The 15,590-nt window shown below is 65.0% G+C and carries 17 protein-coding genes; 5 read left to right on the top strand and 12 right to left on the bottom strand.

Annotated elements, in window-relative coordinates; genetic code table 11:
* Positions 1 to 14 precede the first annotated feature (14 nt).
* From BM075_RS18890 to BM075_RS18870, 5 genes are all read left to right on the top strand, one after another.
* Positions 15 to 272, top strand: coding sequence for a (2Fe-2S)-binding protein (locus BM075_RS18890; RefSeq protein ID WP_093362258.1), 258 nt, complete (start codon positions 15 to 17; stop codon positions 270 to 272).
* Entirely contained in the window at positions 256 to 741 is a 486-nt protein-coding gene (bfr, locus tag BM075_RS18885; RefSeq protein ID WP_093362257.1) for a bacterioferritin, read from the top strand. Before BM075_RS18890 ends, bfr begins: the two co-directional genes overlap by 17 nt.
* Before the next feature lie 112 nt (positions 742 to 853).
* The gene (locus tag BM075_RS18880; RefSeq protein ID WP_093362256.1) at positions 854 to 2,416 is read left to right on the top strand and encodes a di-heme oxidoreductase family protein; all 1,563 of its coding nucleotides are present in this window, start codon (positions 854 to 856) and stop codon (positions 2,414 to 2,416) included.
* Between the two features lie 11 nt (positions 2,417 to 2,427).
* The gene (locus BM075_RS18875) at positions 2,428 to 3,486 is read left to right on the top strand and encodes a DUF1513 domain-containing protein (RefSeq protein WP_093362255.1); all 1,059 of its coding nucleotides are present in this window, start codon (positions 2,428 to 2,430) and stop codon (positions 3,484 to 3,486) included.
* Positions 3,450 to 4,508, top strand: a complete 1,059-nt coding sequence (locus tag BM075_RS18870) for a sulfotransferase (protein ID WP_093362254.1) — start codon at positions 3,450 to 3,452, stop codon at positions 4,506 to 4,508. Before BM075_RS18875 ends, BM075_RS18870 begins: the two co-directional genes overlap by 37 nt.
* Positions 4,509 to 4,520: 12 nt before the next feature.
* Here the strand turns inward: BM075_RS18870 and BM075_RS18865 are convergent, their stop codons facing one another.
* From BM075_RS18865 to BM075_RS18810, 12 genes are all read right to left on the bottom strand, one after another.
* Entirely contained in the window at positions 4,521 to 4,979 is a 459-nt protein-coding gene (locus tag BM075_RS18865) for a DUF302 domain-containing protein (RefSeq protein ID WP_425445205.1), read from the bottom strand.
* Positions 4,980 to 5,008: 29 nt separating this feature from the next.
* Complete coding sequence (locus BM075_RS18860; protein ID WP_093362253.1) at positions 5,009 to 6,280, bottom strand: NAD(P)/FAD-dependent oxidoreductase; 1,272 nt, start codon at positions 6,278 to 6,280, stop codon at positions 5,009 to 5,011.
* A gap of 44 nt (positions 6,281 to 6,324) precedes the next feature.
* A complete protein-coding gene (locus BM075_RS18855) occupies positions 6,325 to 7,038 on the bottom strand; it encodes a c-type cytochrome (RefSeq protein WP_245758910.1) in 714 nt (237 codons plus the stop codon).
* Positions 7,035 to 8,192 carry a c-type cytochrome gene (locus BM075_RS18850; protein ID WP_093362340.1) on the bottom strand — a complete coding sequence of 386 codons (1,158 nt, stop codon included), beginning with the start codon at positions 8,190 to 8,192 and terminating at the stop codon, positions 7,035 to 7,037. The genes BM075_RS18855 and BM075_RS18850 overlap by 4 nt, the downstream gene beginning before the upstream one ends.
* A gap of 430 nt (positions 8,193 to 8,622) precedes the next feature.
* Complete coding sequence (gene soxC / locus BM075_RS18845; RefSeq protein ID WP_093362252.1) at positions 8,623 to 9,906, bottom strand: sulfite dehydrogenase; 1,284 nt, start codon at positions 9,904 to 9,906, stop codon at positions 8,623 to 8,625.
* A 68-nt stretch (positions 9,907 to 9,974) separates the two neighbouring features.
* The gene (gene soxB, locus BM075_RS18840) at positions 9,975 to 11,678 is read right to left on the bottom strand and encodes a thiosulfohydrolase SoxB (RefSeq protein WP_093362251.1); all 1,704 of its coding nucleotides are present in this window, start codon (positions 11,676 to 11,678) and stop codon (positions 9,975 to 9,977) included.
* A gap of 117 nt (positions 11,679 to 11,795) precedes the next feature.
* A complete protein-coding gene (gene soxA, locus BM075_RS18835) occupies positions 11,796 to 12,653 on the bottom strand; it encodes a sulfur oxidation c-type cytochrome SoxA (protein WP_093362250.1) in 858 nt (285 codons plus the stop codon).
* A gap of 80 nt (positions 12,654 to 12,733) precedes the next feature.
* Positions 12,734 to 13,063 (bottom strand): thiosulfate oxidation carrier complex protein SoxZ, encoded by a 330-nt coding sequence (gene soxZ / locus BM075_RS18830; protein WP_093362249.1) that lies wholly within the window; start codon positions 13,061 to 13,063, stop codon positions 12,734 to 12,736.
* Between the two features lie 20 nt (positions 13,064 to 13,083).
* The gene (gene soxY / locus BM075_RS18825; protein WP_093362248.1) at positions 13,084 to 13,500 is read right to left on the bottom strand and encodes a thiosulfate oxidation carrier protein SoxY; all 417 of its coding nucleotides are present in this window, start codon (positions 13,498 to 13,500) and stop codon (positions 13,084 to 13,086) included.
* 44 nt (positions 13,501 to 13,544) lie between these two features.
* Positions 13,545 to 14,024, bottom strand: coding sequence for a sulfur oxidation c-type cytochrome SoxX (gene soxX / locus BM075_RS18820; protein WP_093362247.1), 480 nt, complete (start codon positions 14,022 to 14,024; stop codon positions 13,545 to 13,547).
* 194 nt (positions 14,025 to 14,218) lie between these two features.
* Positions 14,219 to 14,794 (bottom strand): thioredoxin family protein, encoded by a 576-nt coding sequence (locus tag BM075_RS18815; protein ID WP_093362246.1) that lies wholly within the window; start codon positions 14,792 to 14,794, stop codon positions 14,219 to 14,221.
* 31 nt (positions 14,795 to 14,825) lie between these two features.
* Complete coding sequence (locus BM075_RS18810) at positions 14,826 to 15,560, bottom strand: cytochrome c biogenesis CcdA family protein (RefSeq protein ID WP_093362245.1); 735 nt, start codon at positions 15,558 to 15,560, stop codon at positions 14,826 to 14,828.
* Positions 15,561 to 15,590 lie beyond the last annotated feature (30 nt).

The raw sequence follows: 15,590 nt of genomic DNA, 5'->3' as shown, positions 1-15,590 counted from the left end.
GAAGGACCGCCAAGATGATCGTCTGTCACTGCCAGCAGATCAGGGACACGGACATCCACGCCGCCATCGACTGGATGCGGGCCGCTGATGCGGAAACGATCATTACGCCCGGTAAAGTATACCGTGCGTTGGGAAAAAGGGCGAAATGCGGGTCGTGCATGCCTCTTTTCTTGTCCACGATGCACCGCAATGACAATCTGGAGGTGCCACCAACCCTCCGCAACCTGCGGTCGGCATCAATAAAGGACATGAGTGATGAAGGGCGACGCTAAGGTCATCGAATATCTGAACAATGCGCTGCGGAGCGAATTGACGGCGGTGAGCCAGTATTGGCTGCACTACAGGCTGCAGGATGACTGGGGTCTGGGTCACATGGCGAAGAAAAGCCGCGAGGAAAGCGTCGAGGAGATGCACCACGCGGACAAGTTGATCGACCGGATCATCTTCCTTGGCGGACACCCCAACTTGCAGACGCTCGATCCGCTGCGGATCGGCGAGTCGCCCAAGGAGACGCTGGAATGCGATCTGGCTGCGGAGAAAGAAGCGCAGGCGTTCTATACCGAGGCCCGCAAATACTGCCAGTCGGTCGACGACTACGTGTCGATGGCGCTCTTCGAAGAATTGCTGACCGATGAGGAAGGCCACATTGACTTTCTCGAGACCCAGCTCGAGCTGTATGAGCGACTTGGCGCCGAAGGGTATGCGCTCCTCAATGCCTCCAAGATGGACGAGGTGGACTGAGCCACTCGCACGGGCGGCCCACCGTTCCCGGCGGTGGCACGAAAGCCTGACGACGGGACCGGGGGGCCAGCCCCCCGGAACCCCCCGGGATATTTTCAGACACAAGAAGACCATGCGCGGCACCGGCGGACAGCGAGTGCTGGCCGAGGGCCTGGTCGCCCTGCTGATTGCCGCGGGGACTGCGGTGCCTGCGCTTGATGCGGAGGGCGCGGGTTGGGGAGAGCCGCATCTGGTGACCGTCCCGCGGACTGGCGAGGAGGCCACGCGCATCGAGGCGGCCGTTGCGGCACCGTCGGATTTTACCGAAGCCGAGGATTACGAGGCGAGGCCCGGTGGGGCCACAAGCAGTGTCGGCGGCGCCCTGCACGGCGCGTTTTCTCAGCCCTCGGCCAATTTGCGAACTGGGCGGGGGCTGGACTTCGAGTTGGGCAGAGCGCTCTTCGAGAAGCTTTGGGTGGCGGCCCCGTCGGCAACGCGGGCGAGCGATGGGCTCGGGCCGCTCTATAACGCGCGCAGTTGCGCGTCCTGCCACGTTGGCAATGGGCGGGGTCATCCGCCGGATGGGTCCGGGGACCTTGGCGTTTCCATGGTTCTGAAGCTTTCGGTGCCGGATTCCGCCAAGGGTCAACGGGGCAGCGCCGCGGCGCATTGGAACGCCGTCCCGGAGCCGGCTTATGGATGGCAGGTGCAGGACAAATCCGTTGCTGGAATGGCGGCGGAGGGGCGGCCCCGAGTGGACTATACCCCGGTTGCGGTCGCGTTGGCCGATGGCACCGTCGTGGAACTGCGGCGGCCGGAGTATTTGGTCGAGCGGCTTGCCTATGGGCCGATGCATCCGAGGCTCCGGACGAGTGCCAGGATTGCGCCGCCGATGATTGGGCTCGGGCTGCTCGAGGCCATTCCGGAGGCGGATATTCTCGCCGGGGCCGATCCGTCGGATGCCGATGGCAACGGGATCTCGGGTCGAGCCAATCGTGTGTGGTCGAGGGAACATGGCCAGTGGATGCTGGGGCGTTTCGGCTGGAAGGCCGGGCAGCCGACCGTGGAGCAGCAGGCCTCGGAGGCGTTCGCGCACGACATGGGGCTTTCGACGCCGCTCCATCCTGCGGCCTGGGGCGAGTGTACGTCCGCACAAGGAACGTGCCGGTCTGCGCCACATGGGGAGAGCGGGAACGACGAGGGACTGGAGATCCCTCGGGCGGCAATGGATCTGGTCACGTTTTACGCCCGCAACCTGTCCGTGCCCGCCCGGCGGGAGGTGGGCGCGCCGGAGGTTCTGCTGGGCAAGAGGGTGTTCCACGAGGCCGGCTGCGCATCCTGCCACCAGCCGGCGTTCGTCACCCATCGCCTGAAGGACCAGCCTGAGCAGAGTTTCCAGCTTATTTACCCCTACTCCGACCTGCTGCTGCATGACATGGGTCCGGGTCTGGCCGATGGGTTTGAGGAAGCGGCGGCCACGGGGAAAGAATGGCGCACCGCGCCGCTCTGGGGCATCGGCATGACGGCGGCGGTGGCGGGCGATGCAGGCTACGGGTTTCTGCACGATGGACGGGCGCGCACGCTGCTGGAGGCGATCCTTTGGCACGGCGGCGAGGCGTTCCCCGCCCGCGAGGCCGTGCGCACCCTTCCGGCCGAGGAGCGCGCGGCGCTGCTGGCCTTTCTGAACTCGCTTTGACGGAGACTTCCATGCACCGAAGACATTTCCTTGCTGCCGGCACCGCCGCTGCGCTCGCCACACCCGGATGGGCGCTGGCCGGGGCGCCCGCGTTCGTCACGGCGGCCTCGAAGGGCGACACCTCGACCTGGATCGTTGGTCTGAGCGCAGAGGGCGCGGTCTGCTTCTCGTTCCCGATCCCCGGGCGAGGCCATGCGGCGGCGCTGCATCCATCCCGAGCGGAGGCCGTCGCCATGGCGCGGCGGCCCGGCACCTTTGCCGTGGTGATGGACTGCAGCGATGGCTCGGAGGTGGCCCGGCTGACTTCGCCGGAGGGGCGCCATTTCTATGGCCATGGGGCCTATAGCGCCGATGGGCGGTACCTTTTGACCACGGAGAACGCCTATGACGTCCCGGAAGGGCGGATCGGCGTGTGGGACGCGGCAGAGGGGTATGTTCGCGTGGATGACCTGCCATCGGGCGGAATTGGACCGCACGAGATGATCCGGCTGGCACGCGGAGGCTTCGCGGTGGCGAACGGGGGCATACAGACCCATCCGGACTACGACCGGAAAAAGCTGAACATCCCGACGATGCGGCCGAACCTGACCTACCTTGGCGACGGCGGCGGAATTGAGGAGACTGTGGAGCCCCCGGCCGCGTATCGCCAGAACTCCATTCGTCATATCGCGGCGGCGGGCGACATGGTGGCGATCGCCTTGCAGTGGCAGGGCAACCCGATGACGCCGGTGCCACTTCTGGCGACCCACCGGCGCGGGTCTCCGTTGGCGTATCACGACCACTCGCAGACGGCGCGGCTGAAGCAGTACGCGGGCTCCATTGCGATTGCGCCGTCCAGCCGGGAGATCGCCCTGACCGGCCCGAAAGGGGATTACGCGCTGTTCTTCGACGCCTCCGGCGCAGAGCTGGACGGACGGGAACTGCCGGTTGCCGCCGGGGCCGCGCCGGCGGCCGGGGGATTGGCCTTTACCATCGAGGGGGGGCTTGCCTTCGGTGGCAGCGGGGGCGTGCGGACCGTTGCAGTGCCGGGCGGATGGTCCTGGGACAACCACTTGGTGGCCCTCGGCTGAGGGATACTTGGGCACGAAAGGAAACTGTCGCCCTTTCGCCCCGCCGTTCTATCTATGCGGAAGCTCGAAAGGCGCTCGTTGTATCGGGCGCCGCACTGGAGGTTCGCGCTCTGACACTGACCAACACGTCGTTCGATCCGCGCTTTGGCCGTCCTAGGACGCTGATTTTTGGGGTTGGGGCCGCGAAATGCGGCACGTCGTGGCTGAATGCCCTCCTCCGGTCGCATCCGGAGATCCACGTCGCACACCAACGGGAGTTGCATTACTGGGACGTGGTGCGACCGCCGTTCAACGACAAGCCAAAGAACCACGCCCGCGCGCACTTGGACACGCTGGAGCGTCTGCCCCTATGGCGACGCCTCGCCCGGGCGCCGGCGTTGCGGTACTATCGCGCGGCCGCCCGGATGCGTGAGACACCGGACATGCGCCATAGCAACTACGCCGATGTCCTTTTTTCCCGCTACAGCGACGCGCCGATCGTGGGAGAGGTTACGCCGGCCTACGCGCTTCTCGGTGCTGGCACTTATGCCGAGATGGCGTCGCTCAACGAGGATTGCCGCTTCATCTTTCTCATGCGCGACCCGGTTGACCGCCTGCACTCCGGAATTCGTCACGATTTGCGAAAGTCTGATGACGGGGCCCCCATCACCGAGGAGAGGGTGCTGGCCGAGTTGAAAGCGAGGCTCGCTGTAAGGGACGAGGCAGCAATGGCCCGCGCGTACTACGTGAGGACACTCGAAAATCTCGAGGCGGCCGTAAGCCAAGAAAAGATCCACTACGAGTTCTTCGAACACCTCTTTCGGACCGAGAGCATCGAACGGCTGTTCGGCTTTCTCGGCGTCGATCCGGTCGAGACGGACGCGAGCCGCAAGCGGAACCAGGGTATATCGACGGGCGCGCCTATCAGCGAAGCGTTCCGGGAACTCGCGGTGGAGGAACTGGATCACGTATACCGCTTCGTGCGGGATCGGTTCGGAGACCGCGTGCCAGAGCGGTGGCGAATCTCCTACGAGGGGTCGTAAAGCAGGCGCCGGCTAGTCCCCGACAGCCTCCTTCACGATTCCGTCGAGGAGCGCCTGTACCTCCTGCATCGGACCTTCGGGATAGGTGCGGTGGCCGACCTGCACCTTGCCGTCCCTCTCCAGCACGAAGATGTTGTAGGGGCAGTGGATGACGTTCATCGGGTCCGCCTCCATCACGCTGCGCGACACAACCGCCGAGCAGAACAGGAAGATGTCGGCCGCGTCGAAGATCTTCACGTCGCTGCCCACGTCCTCGCCGGTACGGTTCAGCATCTCGCCCGTGTGGCTGACATAATCCACCACGAGTCCCTGTCCGACGATGGCGCTCTCCACGGCAAAGGTCGCGTCGTCGAAGCTGCCGTCGAAATCGTGAAGCACGGCCTCCTGCGCGGCGGCTGGCAGAGCGAGCGCGAAACAGCCCGCGGCGAGGGTGGAAATCAAGCGATACATGGTGTTCTCCCAGTTGGTCATGGTCTGCGTCGTCTCGAATAGATGCCCGCTCAGCCGAAGATGTCCGCCGTGATCCCGGCGTACCAGCCGAGGGACTCCTCGAACGTGGCCTGCCGGAGCGCGGCCTCTTCGTCGGTCTGGCTGATGAACCCGTCGACCTTGGCGATCTTCTCTTCCGTGGCCTCGTAGGTCGCGCCAACCTTCACTCCGTTCTCCGGCGAAATCAGCGACCAGCAAGTGTTCGAAAACTTGGCCGGGAAAACCTTGGAGCCCGTCAGCGCCCCCCGGATCGCCATGGCGGCGACCTTGGCCTGGCTGTTGGCAGCGAAGGCAGACTTCGGCATATCCCCTTGGTGGGCGGCATCGCCCAGCACGTGCACGGCCGCGTCAAGCCGGCTCTGCATCGTGGCCGGCACGATGGGGCAATAGCCCGTCTCGTCCGTCAGGCCTGCAAGCTCCGCGATCCGCCCCGCCTTCTGCGCCGGGATGACGTTGCAGACGTCCACGCGGGTCACCTCGCCGTCGATATCCACGGTCATCTCGCCCGGGTCCACCATCACGTTGCCGCCGCCGAAATCCGGCCCCAAGCGGTCGATCATGCCGGTGTAATGCGCCTGCCAGCCTTCCTCGAAGAGCGCCTGCTTGGAGTACTTCTCCTTGGGGTCCGCGATGAGGATCTTCGCCCGCGGGTTGGTCTGCTTCAGGACATGCGCGACCATGCTCACCCTCTCGTATGGGCCGGGCGGACAGCGGAAGGGGTTGGGCGGGGCGATCATGCAGAACAGGCCGCCCTCCGGCATGGCCGCGACCTGCGCCTTCGCCAACTCCGTCTGCGACCCCGCCTTGTAGGCATGGGGCATTGCGTGCTGGGCCGACACGTCCCAACCGGGCACAGACCCCTCGACGAAGTCGATTCCGGGGGAGATCACGAGACGGTCGTAGGGAAGTACGGCACCGCACGAGAGCGTTACCGTTCTCGCATCGCGATCCACGCCGACCGCCGTCTCGTGCACCACGTTGATGCCGTACACGGATGCAAGTGCCCCGTAGGAATGCCGGAGCGAGGCCAGGTCGCGGAAACCGCCAATGTAAAGGTTCGAGAAGAAGCAGGTGTAGTAGTCCCGCGTGGGCTCCACGAGGGTCACATCAATCCCGCCGTCGCTGTCCTTGGCGATGTAGCGCGCCGCGGTGGCGCCGCCTGGGCCACCCCCGATCACCACGACCTTCGGCCGGCCATTGGCCTGTCCCCAAACCACCGGCGCGGCCAGAGTGGCCGTCAGAGCTACGGAGGTTCCCAGAAAATGCCGGCGATCCAGTACCATAACGTGTCCTCCCCTGTCTGGTTCCCTCCCGTTTCGCCCTGCTCCTATCCGCCGAGGTCGGCGAAATAGGCGGCGAGAGCGGCGATCTCTTCGTTGTTCAACCGACCGGCCATCATCTGCATGACCGGATGATCGCGCACTTTGTCCTTGTAGGCATGCATGGCCACGACGAAGTCCTCCTGCGGCCAGCCGGTGACCGAAGGGATGCCTTCCATCGCCCCGCCCGCGCGGTGGCAGGTCAGGCACTCGCTGGCGAGGTAGGCGCCGTATTCGGCATCTCCTACAATGGCGAGGATCTCCGGTGCCACACTGTGATCTGTGCCCACAGCCGTCGGCGGGGCCTCCGGGATATCGCGCGGGTTGTCCGAGTTCTTCCGAAGCCAGGCCAGCACGTCGGCCCGCGCAGCCGGGTCGGAGAGCCCCGGAAACCCCATTCGCGTTCCCGGAACGACGGCGTTCGGCTGCGCGATGAACTTATCGAGAGTGTCAAGCGACCAGACCAGACCCTCGTTCCGGGCGCGTTGCATCGCCTCTGAATAGCGAAAGTCATCGACGTCCGCCGCCTTGCGACCGAACACGAAATTCAGGTTCGGCCCGATCTTGTTCCGGGCCGCCTCGCCGATTTCGTGGCAAGGGCGGCATTGCGCCCAGAGCGCGGCGCCCCGGTCCACGTCGCCGAAGGTGCTGGCGCCGGCCGGGAGGGCCGGCGCGAGCAGAAGGGCGGCCGCTGCCGCGACGGAGCGCGGCGCCGGCGTCACGGGTGCGCTTCGAGGAAGGCAACGACAGCGTCCACGTCGTCGGGCTTCTTCAAACCGGCAAAGGCCATCTTGTTGCCTTTCAGATAGCCCTTGGGATCGGCGAGATACTCGTGGAGCGTCTCCGACGTCCAGGTCAGTCCCTCTTCCCCCGCGCCGATCATGGCCTTGGAGTACTTGAAGCCGTCCAGCGTGCCGGCAGTGCGGCCGACAACCCCGTTGAGCACCGGCCCGACGCGGTTCTTGGCCCCCTCGCCCACCTGGTGGCAGGCTTGGCACTTCTTGAACACCTTCTCACCCGCGGCGACGAGTTCCGGGTCAGCGGCAACAGCGACAGCCGCCGCTTCCTCGGCCGCTGCCTCGGGCTCGCTGTCGTCGGCACTCTCGGGCGCGGCGTCCGGCGTGCTGGCGTCGGCAGTCTCGGGCGCGGCTTCCGATTCGGCGGCCGGCGCGGAGGCGCTCTCTTCCGCCGATTCAGCCGTGGCCTCCTCCGGCGTGGCTTCGGCCATCTGGCTGGCGTCGTCCTCCGGCGCGGGCTCGGCCGCCGCCTCGTCCCCGCCATGATCCGGCGTTACGTCGAGCACCGCGGCGCGCATGGTGATTTCCACCGACTCCTTGCAGCTCTCCATGCAAGGCTCTTGGCTGAACTGGTCGTACTCCGTCTCCGCACGATCATCTACGATGAAGCCGTCGGCATTCGGCATCTCCACGTCCAGGAACGTGTCCTTCGAGAGCACGAAATCCTCGTCCACGAGGTCGTTGGAATAGAGGATATAGGCGACGATCGCATAGACGTCGTCGTCGCTCAGCGTCTGTGCCATGCCGAAGGGCATCGAGCGGCGGACGTAATCGTAGGTGGTCGACAGGTAGGGCCAGTAGGAGCCGACTGTCTTCACCGGGTCCTTCCGGTCGAGCGTGCCCTTGCCCCCGGCGAGCTTGGGCCAGTTGTCGACGCCTTCAGCAAAGTCGCCGTGGCAGACCGCGCAGTTCTCGGCGAACACCTCGTCGCCGGTCCAGACGTCGCCCTCGCCCTCCGGCAGGCCGGTGCCGTCCGGCATGATGTCAAGGTTCCAGGCAGCGATCTCTTCCGGCAGCGCAACGCGGCCCAGACCGAACTTGGCGTGGGCAGGCGCCGTGTCCTCACCGGCCACGGCCATGGTGTCGCCCTGCCCGTTTAGCGTGTCGGTCGCACCATCGACGACAGGGACGGGCGTTGCCTCGGCGGCCGCGACCTCCTCGACCGCGTCCGGCTCGGGCGCGGTGTCGGCGGAGGCAGTCTCCGTCGTCTCTTCCGACGCGGGCATGTCGGCGGCGGGCACGGCCTCGGCCGTGTCAGCCTCCTGCGCCGCCACCGGTTCAGGTGCGCTAGCGGCCTCGGCCGTTTCGGTCGCCTCTTCGGCGGCGGGCGCTGCTGCCGTTTCCTCGGCAGCCGGGTCCTCGTGCTGAGCGACCGGCTCCATGGTCGCGGCGGCGGCGTGCGCCTCCGCCTCGTGGGCGGCCTCTGCGGCCTTGTGCGCCGCGCGCTCCGACAGCCCCACCGACAGAGCAATGACGGAGACGCCGACGACGCCTACAAAGGCAAGCTGGTTAGGAAATTTCGACATTTTCCGCCTCCCCGTTGCCGTTCACCCACCAGGTCTGGATACCGTTGTTATGATAGACCGAGTTCTCGCCGCGCACCTCTCGAAGCTGATCCTTGGTCGGCTGGATGTAGCCCGTCTCGTCGCGTGCGCGGCTTTGCAGGAACATCTCCTCGCCGTTCCACTCGGTGTCGAGGTAGAAGCGGGTCAACGCCTTGTCCTGCCCCGGCGCGGCGAGGCGTGCCTTCTGCCAGGTCTTGCCGCCATCCATCGTGACGTCGACGCCCGTGATGGCGCCACGGCCCGACCAGGCCATGCCGGTGATGACAAGTGGCCCGTGACCGTGGGTGATCGGCGCCTGCGGACTGGGCGAGGTGATGACGGATTTGGCGTCCATCACCCAGGTCCATTTCCTGCTGGTGCCGTCGGCAAGTGTGTCGGTGTATTTGGAGGTCTCCTCGCGGCTCTCGACGGGGCCGTTGGTGACCTCGATGCGGCGCAGCCACTTCACCCACATGTTGCCTTCCCAGCCGGGAACCACGAGGCGCGCGGGGTAGCCGTGCTCCATGCGCAGCGCCTCGCCGTTGGCCCTTGTGGCGACCATGCAGTCCTCCAGGGCCTTCTCCAGCGGGATCGAGCGGCCGTTGGAGGAGGCATCCGCCCCCTCGACGTAGACCCACTTGCCCTCCGTCTGCACGCCGGCTTCGGCAAGCAGAGTGCGCAGCGGCACGCCGGAGTATTCCATGTTGTGGATCATGCCGTGGGTGAACTGCGCCCCGTTGAGTTGCGCCCCAGCCCATTCCATGCCGGTGTTGGCGGCGCATTCGAGGAAGTACGTCCGGTTCTCTCGCGGGAAGCGTTCGAGGTCCTCGTAGGTGAACACCAGCGGTGTATCGACCAGCCCGTTGATCATCAGCCGGTAATCTTCCTTCCGCAGGCTGATCGCACCAGAGTGGTGCCGCTCGAAGGCGCAGCCCTGCGGCGTGATCGTGCCGTCGAGCGCATGGATCGGCGTGAAGTTGATCGAGGAGATCGGATCGGCGGTGAGCCATGGCACGGTGCGGCGAACGACGTCGCTCTCGTACTCGATCGGCAGACCGTAAGGCGTGGCGTCCACGCCCGCGCCGGTCGTCGACGCCCAGTCCTGCACTTCGGTAATCAGCGGATCCGGCTCCGCGGCCCTCGCGGCCGTACCTGCGACGGCCCCTGCGCCGACGGCGGCGGCTCCTCGCAGGAACTGCCGCCGCGACGGGGCCAGTCCGGTTTCGGAACCCTTGTCCTTGGTGGTCATCGGAGATGTCCTCCCTTGCGTTGCGGTTCGCCGCCGGGCGGGCCGGCGGGCGTGTTCGGGAACCGGCGTCAGACGCCGGAAACGGTGACGGAGGTGTTCGGGGCCGTGGTGACGGTGCCGAGCTTCTTGATGTGGCTTTCCACCACGTCCCAGATCGGCGGCCCCTCGGTGCCCTCGTTGACGCTGGCCCAGCCGGCAACGACGTAGGTCTTGGCCGGGTCGATCGCCTCGCCCGTCCGCAGGAGGGTCATGTTGGAGATCCGACTGCCCTGCGGCTTGGAAATGTCGATGGCGTAGCCCATGCCGCCGACACGGACCATGTCGCCGCCCTGCTGGTAATACGGGTCCTCGTTGAACAGGTTGTCGGCCACGTCTTCCATGACGACCTTGATGAAGTCTCCGGTCATCTCGGTGCGGTAGGCGTTGGGATAGGTCATGGACGTGGCGTTCCAGAGATCCTCCCGCGTGATGTCCTGCCCCGGCAGCAACGACGGCCCCCAGCGAACGCCGGGCGACATGGCAATGTCGGCCTCCCGCTCGGACAGCAGCGCGTCGCAGATCAGGTCGTCCCACGTGCCGTTGAAGTTGCCGCGTCGGTAGAGCAGCGCATCGTCAGCGGTCTGGCCGATCACCTCGGTGAGCTGGTCGAGGAAGGGCGCGCGCTGTTCGTCGATCAGCGCGGTCATCTCCGGGTCCGGCTCGATCACGTCGGAGAAGATCGGGATGAGCTTGTGGCGGAAGCCCATCATCCGGCCGTCCTGCACGTCGAGATCCACGCGGGAGACGAACTTGCCGTTGGAGCCCGAGGCGATGACGATCGTCTCGCCCACCAGTACGGGCTCCGGCAGGGCATCATGCGTGTGACCCGACAGGATCACGTCGATGCCGGAGACTCGGGAGGCCATCTTGTGGTCCACGTCGAAACCGTTGTGGGAGAGCACGACGACAAGCCCCGCGCCCTCCGCGCGCGCCTCGTCCACCATCTCCTGCATCCGTTCGTCGCGGATGCCGAACGAGAACTCCGGGAACATCCAGCCGGGATTGGCGATGGGCATGTACGGGAAAGCCTGGCCGATAACGGCGATCTTCGTGCCGCCACGCTCGAACATCTCGTAGCTGCCGAAATACTCGGACGGCTCGTCCCACTCCTTGTCGAAAATGTTCTGGCCGAGCGCGGCGAAGGGCAGACCCTCCACCAGTTCCAGCACCCGTTCGGACCCCAGTGTGAACTCCCAGTGGAAGGTCATGGCATCGGGGGCGAGCTTGTTCATCACATTGACCATGTCCTGCCCCGCCGTCTGGTAACAGGTGTAGGACCCGTGCCAGGTGTCCCCGCCGTCCAGCAGCAGCGCGTCGGGCCGGGCGGCACGGATGGCGTTCACCACGGTCGAGACCCGGTCCAGCCCGCCGACGCGGCCGTATTCCTTCCCGAGGGCGGCAAAGTCGTCGTATGTCAGCGCGTAGGCGAGCGGCGAGCCGTCCTTGATGCCGTAGAGCTCGCGAAAGGCGGCGCCGGTGATGTGCGGGACACGGCCACGGGCCTCCCCCACGCCGAGGTTTATCTCCGGCTCGCGGAAATAGATCGGCTTGAGCTGCGCGTGGATGTCCGTGACATGGATCAGCGTCACGTTGCCGAAGGTGTCGAACTCAAGGAGCTGGTCCTGCGTCAGGGTCTGCTGAGCGGCCAGCCGTGCCCAGTTGCCGAAGCCGGAGGCGCCGACGATAGCGGATGCGGCCATGGAGACCTGCAGAAAATCACGGCGCGAGATCATGCGATTCTATCCTCGTGTCGGCGCGAGGCGTCTGACCGGAGGGCAAACATGCGCCAAATTGAATGTTTCATATCGGAAAAACCCCGCACAAGCCGACGCCTGTGCGGGGCTGAACAGTTAGTTGCGGACCGACGGGCCTTCGACCGAAAGGCCGTTGCCACGTGACGCAACGTAGAGCTCGAGAGCCACGAACTCCGGGCTGCCGATCGCGAAGGGCTCCGCACGGGTGTCGCGGATACAACCCTTGAAGCGGTTATGAAGCCCCACGAGCTTGGCGTCCTTCAAGCGGTAGGCGGGAAAGCCGTTGCTCTGGCCCTGGCTCAGATGGTCGGCGCGGATCATGTCGCCGTAATGGTCCTCGTGGCAGTTCGCGCAGGCGAGCTCCAGTTGGCCATAGCGGGTGTAGTAGATCTCCTTGCCCTTCTCCCAGGTCTCGGCTGCCGGGCCGTCGATGGCCACGTTCATCGGCATCCCGCGGGAGAGATAGGACATAAGGGCCGACATGTTGATCATGTCGGAGCCGTTATAGTCCCAGGCTTCGGCACCCATGCGTTCCGTGCGGCAGGCATTCATGGCCGTCTCGATGGTCCAGACCTCGCCCGCGTTCTCGTTCCACTTCGGATAGACCGCGCGCGCACCGGCGAGTTGAGCCTCGTCGATCGTACCGTGACAATCGGAGCAGGCCTTGCCAGCGGTGCCATCGACCTCGTCCCACGTCTCCATGGCGGCCTCGACTCCGAGCATACCCGGATTGTCGAAATCGTCGCGTTGCATGTCGCGGGTGTCGTCCTCGCGAAACAACCAGCCCGACATGACTTCGTCGATGTATTCCATGTGCTCAGGCGCGTCGGTCTTGGTGACGATCTCGACATCCTCGTTGATCACCAGTTCGTCATCGACCGGCTCGGCGTTCGCGGCTCCGACGGCGGAGATGGCAAGCGCACCGGCGAACGCCGTCATTGCCTTGAATCTCATATCTATTGTCCTCCCTCTGGATAATCCCGCCCCGGTCGTTCGACGCCGGGACAGGCACTCCTGCAGCCTCCCTGCGAGGATCAGCCGATCGAAATCGGCTTGCTGTCCTCGTAGACGGAGCCGTCGTCGTCGTACCAGGTGAACTTGAATTCGCCCGCTTCCGGCACCGTCGCCTCGAACTCGAAATAGGGGTTCGTGGAGATCGCCGGTTCCATCGTCACGTCGATGACGTTGGTTCCGTTGAAGTCGCAGGTGAAGCGGTTGATGATCGAGCGCGGGATGAGGTTTCCGTCGCTGTCCTTGCGCTGCCCCGACTCCATCGGGTGCGAGATCAAGGTCTTGATCGTGATCACGTCGCCGGCAGCCGCCGATTTCGGGACCTTGACGCGGGGTTTGACGCCTTTAGCCATTCTGGGTGTCTCCTATAAGCTCAGCCGCCGCAGCCGCCGATGGTGACCTTCACGGTCGAGGACGCCTTGGCGAAGCTGCCGTCGGCCATCTTGGCAATGGCGAGCACGTCCTGCGTGCCGGCAAGGCGGATGCGGGTGGAGGCGGACTGGCTGCCGGCCAGCTCGCCGAACTTGAACTCGGCCACGCCCGGGGTCGGGTTGCCGGTCGCGATCACAAGGATCGCAGCGGCGCCGGGGGCGTCGACGGAGATCGGCACCGTGTTGCCGTTCTCGGCGATTTCGGGGGCGGTCAGGGTGATCCCGCCCTCACCCATTTCGGCACCGCCGGTAAAGGCGGCAATTGCATCATCGGCAGAAGCGTTCACACGGAACGGCATAAAGCCGATCGCGGCGGCGCCGAGGCCCATGGCCAGCGTCTCGCGTCGTGAGAATTTCATCTCTGTCTCCTTGGTTGGCGGGACGAAATACGGCCCACAGGTCCTTACTCTTCCTTCAGCGTCACGAGGAACGCGACGACATCTTCGATCTGCTGGGCGGTCAGCAGCGGCTCCACGTCTTCGGGCGCCAGCGGCTTGGTGGTGAAGCCGATTCCCGGCCGAATGAAGTCGCTCACCTTGTAGAAGGAGGGCATCATCGAGCCGTCGTAGGTCATCTTGGCGTTGGCCACGATGCCGCGGATCTCGGCCTCGCTCCAACGATCCGCGACACCATCGAGAGCGGGACCGATGTTTCCCTGCCAGGGCACGTCAGCAAGCGCACCGATCTCGTGACACGAGACGCAGTTGCCGATGGACTTCGTCCCCATCACGATGGCCCCCTCCTCGGGGTTGCCGGGAACCCCGGTCAGCGACGTGGATACGGCACCGTCTTCATAGGTGACGTCCCCCGGAGCGATGGTCTCCGCCGTGACGGGCAGAGCCAGAATCGTGGCGGCACAGGCCGCTGTGAATGCGCGTTTCATATGTCCTCCCGTAGCGACGCCCTCCCGGCGCCAGCGATGTTCCTTTCGGATCGCTCCGCACACCGTAGCGTACGGAGTTGCATTCTTGCAATATCAAATTCGCTTGTTTGAATTTTAGGATATTTGAACGTTCGGTCTCACAGAGCGGCTTTGCGCAAGCATGTTTCCAACCGTTCGAGAAGATTGACAAAAAGCTACTGCTCGCCCCCTCTCTCCTTGATCATACGGGCGTGGTACCGTTGGAAATCCTCCGACGGATTCACCTCGTAGAGCTTGCCGTTCACCCAGGTCAGAAGGTCATACGTCGTCATTTTCGAGAAGGCTCCGGGCATCGTGGCGACGGCCGCGCGGTGCGCCGGCATGTCCTCCGGAACCTCCTCTGGCAGGAACAGAATCAGGGGCGTGAACAACAGTCCCCACTTCCTCGCCATGTCCGATTCCGGAAGCACGTCGCCGTCCAAATCCGTGACCTCCGTTGCCCCGTGCATGTTAAGCTGGACGACAAAGAAGTTGTCCTCGATGTATTGCGAGACCTCGGGGTCCGAGAACACCTCCTCGTGCATCTTCTTGCAGTAGATACAGCCGCGCTGCTCGAAGATGAGCATCAGCCGTTTGCCCTCGGCGTTCGCATCCTGAAGATCCTCGCGCAGATCCTTGAACGTGTCGCGCATCCAGGGCTCCTTATGCAGCCCGTCATCGCCGATCTCGGCGAGCGCCAACGGCACCGACAGCAAAAGAATCGCCACGGCCCCCAGAAAGCTCCTGATCATTTCCGTCCTCCCCAAATTGGCCCGGCCGCCCTCAACCGACGGCCGGCATGTAATTCAGCATCCATTCGGCAATAAGGTTGACCGAGTTGGTCCCGATCAAGACGCCGAACGCGATCAACAACACCCCCATGGCCTTCTCGACCGTGGGAAGGTGCCGTCGGAATCCCTTCATCCACCGCATGAACGGCCCGATGAACAGTGCCGCGATCACGAAGGGCAACGTCATCCCGAGCCCATACACGAAGAGCATGGCAGCCCCCTGCCCCATGCCGCCCCCGTCCGTAGCCACCGTCAGCAGGATCGCCGCGAGCACCGGGCCCACGCAGGGCGTCCAGCCGAAAGCGAAAGCCAGCCCGATCACGTAGGCGCCAGCCAAAGATACGTTCGACGTATCCCCTGCATCCGCCCGAAACTGGCGGTAAAGAAACCCGATGCGGATGATCCCGAGAAAATGCAGGCCCATCGCCACGATGATGACAGCCGCGACGATCCGCAGGACGCCCATGTACTCGTTGACGAGAGATCCAAACGCGGAGGCCGACGCCCCCAACGCCATGAAAATCGTCAGAATACCGGCCGAAAAGAACAGGGCCGACATCACGGCCCGCCGGCGCACACCTGCCGGCACCTCTTCCTCTGCCGTGATCTGATTCATTCCCACCCCGGCCAGATAGCTGAGGTAGAACGGCACGATCGGCAGGATGCACGGCGACAGGAAGGACAGAAGGCCCGCGGCGAAGGCGCCCGCCCAAGTGACTTCGGGCATCGCGTTGCCTCCCTTGTCCCGTTTGTACAA

The sequence above is a fragment of the Tropicimonas isoalkanivorans genome (assembly GCF_900112335.1).
Taxonomy (GTDB): Bacteria; Pseudomonadota; Alphaproteobacteria; order Rhodobacterales; family Rhodobacteraceae; genus Tropicimonas; species Tropicimonas isoalkanivorans.
The sequence above is the reverse complement of the archived record's forward strand: the minus strand, read 5'-3'. Positions and strand labels throughout refer to the sequence as shown.